The 6,949-nt window shown below is 76.0% G+C and carries 7 protein-coding genes; 4 read left to right on the top strand and 3 right to left on the bottom strand.

What is annotated here, in order from left to right; translation table 11 throughout:
- Positions 1–13 precede the first annotated feature (13 nt).
- Entirely contained in the window at positions 14–748 is a 735-nt protein-coding gene (locus ABD308_RS10190; RefSeq protein WP_344331170.1) for a hypothetical protein, read from the bottom strand.
- A 99-nt stretch (positions 749–847) separates the two neighbouring features.
- Here ABD308_RS10190 and ABD308_RS10185 point away from each other — a divergent pair, with 99 nt between their 5' ends.
- The gene (locus ABD308_RS10185) at positions 848–1,582 is read left to right on the top strand and encodes a class I SAM-dependent methyltransferase (protein ID WP_344331168.1); all 735 of its coding nucleotides are present in this window, start codon (positions 848–850) and stop codon (positions 1,580–1,582) included.
- An 88-nt stretch (positions 1,583–1,670) separates the two neighbouring features.
- The gene (locus tag ABD308_RS10180) at positions 1,671–2,687 is read left to right on the top strand and encodes a hypothetical protein (RefSeq protein WP_344331166.1); all 1,017 of its coding nucleotides are present in this window, start codon (positions 1,671–1,673) and stop codon (positions 2,685–2,687) included.
- Between the two features lie 15 nt (positions 2,688–2,702).
- Here ABD308_RS10180 and ABD308_RS10175 read toward each other — a convergent pair whose 3' ends face one another.
- Positions 2,703–3,794: an RCC1 domain-containing protein gene (locus ABD308_RS10175; RefSeq protein WP_344331165.1), complete on the bottom strand. Its 1,092-nt coding sequence runs from the start codon at positions 3,792–3,794 to the stop codon at positions 2,703–2,705.
- Between the two features lie 154 nt (positions 3,795–3,948).
- Entirely contained in the window at positions 3,949–4,437 is a 489-nt protein-coding gene (locus ABD308_RS10170) for an SsgA family sporulation/cell division regulator (RefSeq protein WP_344331163.1), read from the bottom strand.
- Between the two features lie 218 nt (positions 4,438–4,655).
- Between ABD308_RS10170 and ABD308_RS10165 the strand changes: the two genes are divergently transcribed.
- Both ABD308_RS10165 and ABD308_RS10160 read left to right on the top strand, forming a co-directional pair.
- Positions 4,656–6,290 (top strand): alpha/beta hydrolase, encoded by a 1,635-nt coding sequence (locus tag ABD308_RS10165; protein WP_344331161.1) that lies wholly within the window; start codon positions 4,656–4,658, stop codon positions 6,288–6,290.
- A gap of 79 nt (positions 6,291–6,369) precedes the next feature.
- Entirely contained in the window at positions 6,370–6,777 is a 408-nt protein-coding gene (locus ABD308_RS10160; protein WP_344331159.1) for a hypothetical protein, read from the top strand.
- Positions 6,778–6,949: the final 172 nt, after the last annotated feature.

Genomic DNA, 6,949 nt, shown 5'->3' with positions numbered 1-6,949 from the left:
GGGGGCGGCGGCGTCACCGGGAAGGCCGGTCGTTCCAGGTGACGGCCGTGGCGGCGGCGGTCACGACCAGCCAGAGGAGGACGGGCAGGGCCAGGAGGAAATCGGGTGGCAGCGGGATCCACATGAGGGCGAAGCCGCCGAAGAACGCGAGGACGGCGGCGACGGCACCGACGGCGGCGAAGCGGGCCGCGCTCGGGCCCAGCCGTGGCCAGGACAGGCCGTGGGAGGCGAGCGCGACTCCCAGACCGACGAGGACCATCACACCGAGGAGGACCGCGAGGGACAGCCGGCTCGGGGTGTCGGCGCGGTGCCCCTGGTAGGCGATCGCGGCCACGTGGCCGCGATAGACCGTCAGGTCCACGGTCGCGCCGATCTCCACGTCCACGTAGAAGGCCGCGCCGACGGAGAAGGTCCGGGTGGGAGCCGCCTCGCGCGCCACGGTCACCGTGCGCTCGGCGTCGGGGTCGCCGGCCGAGGGGCCGGCGCCGGCGTGGGTGGCCTTGGCCGTCACCGTGCCGCGCTCGTGCCGTACGCAGTGCGTGCCGGGTCCGGGCACAGCCGCCGGGCCGCACACGGGAGCCGTGCGGTAGGCGTGCACCCGGACGTCCGCGCCGGCGAACCAGGCGAAGCCGAGCGTGGTGGTGGCCAGTCCCGTCAGGACGAGCAGGGCCGGTGTCAGCGAGCGGGCGACCGCGCCCAACAGCCGGAGCCGGCCCGCGGGCTCCGTCCTCCCGGTCCGTGCGTTCATGGCACCCCCCGAGGCCGACGTCCATCTGAGCACGGCCGGGCCCGCTTCGAACAGAGCCTAGGCTCGATCCGTACCGAACCCCACCGGAAGGGCCCGCTCTTGAACCGCTCCATCCGCTCCACCGACGACGTCCTCGCCCTGCTCGACGGGCTCTTCGCCCCCGAGGCGGACCGCTGGACCGACCGCGCCGCCGACTGGTGGGACGGCTTCTACGCCGACCGCGACTCCGGGCGGCCGTTCTTCGTCGCCGCGCCGGACGAGAACCTCGTCGCCCACCTCGACCGCGGTCTGCTCGCGCCCGGCGCCCGGGTGCTGGACCTCGGCTGCGGGGCGGGCCGCAACGCCGTCCACCTGGCCTCGCGCGGCTTCGAGGTGGACGCCGTGGACCTCTCCTCCACCGCCCTCGACTGGGCGCGCGAGCGCGCGCGGGAGGCCGGCGTCGCACCCCGGTTCCACCACGGCAACATCTTCACCGTCGAACTCCCCCTCCCCCAGTACGACCTGGTGTACGACTCCGGCTGCCTGCACCACCTGCCGCCGCACCGCCGGATCAGCTACCTCGCGCTGCTGGAGCGCGTCCTGGCGCCGGGCGGGCACCTTGGCCTGACCTGCTTCGCGGCCGGCGCGATGGGCTCGGAGCTGCCCGACGCGCAGCTGTACCGCACCGGTCGGCTGGACGGCGGGCTCGCCTTCACCCCGGACGAACTGCGGTGGATCTTCGGCGACTTCACCGAGGTGGAGGTCCGCCCGATGGTGCCGCAGGAACCCGGCGCGCCGCTGTTCGGCCTGCCCGTGCTGCTCACCGCGCTGTTCCGCAGGCCGCCCGCCGGGTGAGGCTTGCGCGGACGCGGGCCCGGGGTAGTAGTAGAGGCGGGGGCGGCCGGCCGTCCGATGAGCAGCCGACGAGAGGGGACGGGACGCGATGTCCGCCGACGAAACACCGTGGGAGGCCGCCGTCGGGCGTGGACTGGCCTTCCTGCACGGGGCGTTGGGGCCCGACGGGCTGCCGTCCGCCAGGCCCGGCCTGGACCCGGAGCTGCGCGCGCCGCTCACCGGCGCCGACGCCCGCCGACGCCTGCTCGTCACGCACGGCGTGGACCTCGGGTTCGACCCGGACCGCGAGGGCTTCTCCGCCCAGTGGGGCCTCGCCCTGCTGCGCCCCGACGGCGAACGGGCCGAGGAGCGCGAGCTGGTGGCCGCGCTGGCCCGGCAGGTCGGGAGGTACGGCCATCCGTGGCGGCCGCGGTACGGGCTCTTCCCGCCCGGCGTGCCGTTCCCCGCCGACACCGACAGCACCGCGGTCGCGGTCTCCGGGCTCGCCCGGCACGGGCTGCTCACACCGGACCAGCTGTCCGACTACGCCCGGGAGTTGCTGGACACCCAGATCGGCCGGGACGACGGTCCGATACCGAACTACTGGGAGGACACCGACCAAACGGCCTCGCGCGGACGCCGCTACGACGCCGTCACCGCCGCCAACATCCTGTTCACGCTCCAACTCCCGGGCGCGGCGGGCATGCTGCCGCACCCGGCGGCCGAGGCGACGCTCCGCTACGTCCAGCAGCACCTGACCGGCCCGCGCACCGGCACCCGGTACTACGCCTCCCCCGAGGCGTTCCTGCACGCCGCCGCCCGGGCCTCGACCGTCGTACCGGCGCTCGCCGCACCGGCGCGGCGGGCGGTCGAGCACGTCACCACCCAGTTCGCCGAGACCTCGCTCGAACTGGCACTGCTGGTGCTCGCCGGCGAGTACACGGGCGCCACCGCGGACCTGCCCGGGCTGCGCGGGCGACTGGCCGCGGCGCAGCTCCCGGACGGCTCCTGGCCGGCCGCCGGCTACTTCCGCACCGGGAGCGTGCCGCTGCACTTCGGCTCGCCGCACCTCACCACCCTGTTCGCGGTCCGCGCGCTGCGCCCGGAGACCCCGCCGGGGCGGTGAGCACCGGCACCCGGCTCAGTGGGCGAGGCTGAAGTCGCCGCCGAGCCCGGCGGCCACCCGGTCGGCCCTGGTCAGGTCGGTGCGGGCGGTCACCGGCGTGGCGCTGTCGGTCGTGCCGCCGTCGCCGAGCTGTCCGGAGCCGTTGGCACCCCAGGAGTGGACCCGCCCGTCGGCCAGCAGGACGACGGTGTGCTCGCGCCCGCCCGCCGCCTGCCGCACGCCGGTCAGGCCCGGGACCGGCACGGGGGTGGTCCGGAAGGTGGTGGTGCCGTCGCCGAGCTGGCCCGAGGTGTTCCGCCCCCAGGTCCTGAGGCGGTGGTCGCCGGTGACGGCCAGGCTGTGGTGGCAGCCGGCCGCGATCTGCGCGACCCCGCCGGACCAGCCGCCCTGGGTGTTGACGGGGGTGTAGCGGTTGATCGTGGTGTTGTCGCCGAGCTGGCCGACGGCGTTGAAGCCCCAGGCCTTGACCGCGTGTCCGCCGACCACCGCGAGGCTGTGGTTGGCGCCCGCCGCGATCCGGGTGACCGCGTCCAGGCCGCAGACCTGGACCGGGACGTTCCGGTCGGCCGAGGTCCCGTCGCCGAGCTGGCCGTTGACGTTGTGGCCCCAGGCCCACACCGTGCCGTCCTCGCGCAGCGCCAGGCTGTGGTTGAGGCCGGCGGCGATCGCCACCACCTCGTCGAGGCGCCTGACGCGGACCGGGACGCCGCTGTCGGCGTGGCAGCCGTTGCCGAGCTGCCCGTAGGCGTTCTCGCCCCAGGCGAGCACGGTGCCGTCCTCGCACAGGGCCAGGCTGTGGGTGCCGCCGGCGGCGACGTCGGTGGCGTCACCCAGGTTGACCACCCAGTCGGGCGCGCTGTGGCCGGAGGCCGAGCCGTCGCCCAGCTGTCCCGAGCCGTTGGCGCCCCAGGACCGTACGGTGCCGTCGGCCAGCAGCGCCAGCGCGTGCCCGGTGGCCGGCCCGGCCGCGCCGGCGGCGACCCTGACCACGTCGGCGCCGGTCAGCCCGAGCACGGTGGTGGCCTTGGTGTGCTGGGCGGCCCAGGAGCCGTCGCCGAGCTGGCCGGCGCGGTTGTTGCCCCAGGCCTTGAGCCGCTTGTCCGCCACTTCTTCTCCCGACGTGTGCGTGGGCGGCCGCGGTGCCGCGCTCGTGGAGGGCGGCGCGGGCACCGCGCCCCCCGGGTGTAGCCGTGCAGACACTCACAGTATTCGGTCGTCCGCGGCGTGCCGGGGACCCTTCGGGCACACGGACAGGTGAATGTCACGGCCCCGGTGAGGCGGCGCCGCCGTCGCGCAGCCGGCGCAGCAGCCCGTCCAGGTCCAGCCGGGCCCGTTCCCGGCCGGTCGGCACGAGGCTCTCGGTGTGGGCGAGGAAGGCGCGGACGCGGTCGGCGGGGGCGTGCAGGTCGACGCCGCCGTCCTCGCCGACGAGGGTGATGAGGACGCTCCCGGCCCGCCCGACGCTCCCGGCGCGCTCGCCGTCGCCGGGGCGGACCCGGACGCTGCCGAGGCCCGCCCGGCGGTACAGGCCGGCGGCGAGCAGCTCGCGGGCGAACACCCAGGTGATCGGCGTGGCGAGGTCGGTGTGGTTGTCGAGGAACACGGCGTACGGGTCGGCGCTGCGGTAGCGCAGCCGGGCGGGCACGGAGACGGTCAGCCCGGGCCAGACGGCGACCCGGACGTCGAGCGCGACCGCGCAGCCCCCATCGGCGGCGCGCTGCACGGGGACCCGCGGAATCTCGGACGTCACGATCGCCCCCGGGCGCGCAGAATCGTTTCTTCACAACCGCCACGGGCGGCAAACTCAGAGCTCACGGCAGGAACAACGAGCCACCCCGGCTCCGGAAACCCGCGCCGCGGACCGGTCACCCGGGCGGGGCCGGACGGACCAGCCCGGCGGGCGGGCCACCGGCCCCCGACCTAGGCTCCCAGGCGGAACCACCCTGGCGGCCTCGGAACGGAACCCCCATGCACCCTGTCGTACGCGGCGCCGGAGTCCTGGGCCTGGCCGTGACGCTGACCTGCGGCGCCACCGCCTGCCAGAGCGGCCCGACGGCGAGTTCCGCGAAGGTCGAACCGTCCACCGCGGCGTCCACCCCCGCCGCACCCGCCACCAGCGGCCCGGCCACACCCCCGGCCGCCACCGCCACCGTCCCCGCGCTGCCCGCCGCGCTCACCGGCCAGCGGCCCGCGTGGCAGGCCTGTTCGGCACCGTCCGCCGCCCAGGGCGGCGGCCAGGCCCCGGGCGCACCCTGGGAATGCGCCACGGTCAAGGCCCCGCTGGACTACGCCGAGCCGACCGGACGGACCATCGACCTCGCGCTGATCCGGCTGCGGACCGCCGGCGCCCAGCCCAGGCTCGGCTCGCTGATCTACAACTTCGGCGGCCCGGGCGCCTCCGGCGTCGCCACCCTGCCCGCCCTCGCCCAGGACTACGCCGACCTCAATTCCCGCTACGACCTGGTGGGTTTCGACCCGCGCGGAGTCGGCGACAGCGCGGGCGTGCGCTGCCTGGACGACGCCGCCACGGACGCCGCCACCGGCGTCGACGGCTCGCCCGACGACGACGCCGAGGTGCGGGCGCTCGACGAGGCCGTCTCCGCGTACGCCGCCGCCTGCCAGAGCAACTCCGGCGCCGTGCTGCCCCACGTCGACACCGTCTCGGCGGCGCGCGACCTCGAACTGCTCCGCCAGGTGCTCGGGGACGACCGGCTGCACTACTTCGGCTTCTCCTACGGCACCGAACTCGGCGGCGTCTACGCCCACTTGTACCCGAAGACGGTCGGCCGCCTGGTCATGGACGCCGTCGTCGACCCGACCCAGGACCCCGTGCAGAGCTCCCTCGGCCAGGCCGAGGGCTTCCAGCACGCCCTGGAGAACTTCATGACGGCCTGCGCCGAGCAGGCGGGCGAGGCCTGCCCGACCGGCCCGGGCGGCGCCGAGGGCACCGGGCGGATCACCACCCTCCTCCAGGGCCTGGACGCCGCCCCGCTGCCCGCCGACGACGGCCGCACGCTCACCCAGGACCTCGCCGTCACCGGCATCGCCGCCGCGCTCTACAGCGAGGCGAGCTGGAACGCCCTGGCCGTCGGGCTCCAGGAGGCGCTGCGAGCCGGCACCGGCACCACCCTGCTCGCCCTCGCCGACGCCTACCAGGGCCGCGACCCGCTGGGCCGCTACAGCAACCTGTCCGCCGCCAACCGCGCCATCACCTGTGTCGACGACCGGCAGCGCTACACCGCCGCCGAGGTGCGGGACCAGCTGCCGGCCTTCCGTCAGGCCTCGCCGGTGTTCGGCGACTTCGCCGCCTGGGGGCTGACCTCCTGCGCGGGCTGGCCGGTGCCCGGCCTGACCGATCACCCCGACGTCAGCGCCCCCGGCGCGCCGCCGATCCTGGTCGTCGGCAACACCGGCGACCCGGCCACCCCGTACGAGGGGGCCCGCGCGATGGCGAGCCGGCTCGGCGCGGGCGTCGGGGTGACCGTCACGCTGCGCGGACAGGGCCACGGCGGCTACGACACCGGCAACGCCTGCCTCAAGCAGGCCGTCGACCAGTACCTGCTGGACGGCGTGGTGCCCGCCGACGGCACCACGTGCACGTAACAAGCCATCACCAACCTCCCACCCCGGTCGGGGACTTCGCGGCACGACGCCCTACCGTGGGCCCCGGAAAGGGGACCACATGACCGCACATCCGCCACGGCTGCAGGGCAACCGCTGCCTCCTCGACCCCGCGCACCCGTTCCCGGAACGGGTCACCCGGCTGGTCCGGGCCTGGGAGGACGACGGCCGGGCCGGCTACCGCCTCGTCGACGGGCGCGCGTTGCTCGCCCTCTACTGCTGGCACCTGGACGCCACCCGGCGCGGCACCGCCGACGACGACCCGTCCACCACCGCGTACGTCGCCGCGGCCTTCGCCGCCAACGGGGGTGCGGACGGCTGGGACGTGCTGCTGCGCGAACGGGCCGACTGCACCTGCCACGGCCAGAGCTGGCGGCTGGAGAACATCTCGGTCTGTCTGGGCTGTCTGCGCTACGTCTGCTACCGGGTCGACGGCCCGTGCTGCCCCGGCGCCCGCATCGTCGGCTGAGCCCCGTTCGCCGACTGAGCCCCGCTCATCGGCCGAGCCCCGTTCGCCGGCCGAGCCCCGCCCGCCTCCTCCCCCGTCAGCAGCCGGGCCAGCAGCGCGGCGGGCCCCTCCGGCAGGGCGCCGTGCACGAGTTCGACCCGGTGCACCGGCCGGGGCGCCCGGACCGGCACCC

Origin of the sequence: Kitasatospora putterlickiae, assembly GCF_039527695.1 — a bacterium.
GTDB lineage: Bacteria > Actinomycetota > Actinomycetes > Streptomycetales > Streptomycetaceae > Kitasatospora > Kitasatospora putterlickiae.
The sequence above is the reverse complement of the archived record's forward strand: the minus strand, read 5'-3'. Positions and strand labels throughout refer to the sequence as shown.

Bases quoted from the DNA above. Each gene is read 5' to 3' on its own strand.
- ABD308_RS10160 (WP_344331159.1), top strand. From the start codon at position 6,370: ATGACCGCACATCCGCCACGGCTGCAGGGCAACCGCTGCCTCCTCGAC.
- ABD308_RS10190 (WP_344331170.1), bottom strand. From the start codon at position 748: ATGAACGCACGGACCGGGAGGACGGAGCCCGCGGGCCGGCTCCGGCTG.
- ABD308_RS10165 (WP_344331161.1), top strand. From the start codon at position 4,656: ATGCACCCTGTCGTACGCGGCGCCGGAGTCCTGGGCCTGGCCGTGACG.
- ABD308_RS10180 (WP_344331166.1), top strand. From the start codon at position 1,671: ATGTCCGCCGACGAAACACCGTGGGAGGCCGCCGTCGGGCGTGGACTG.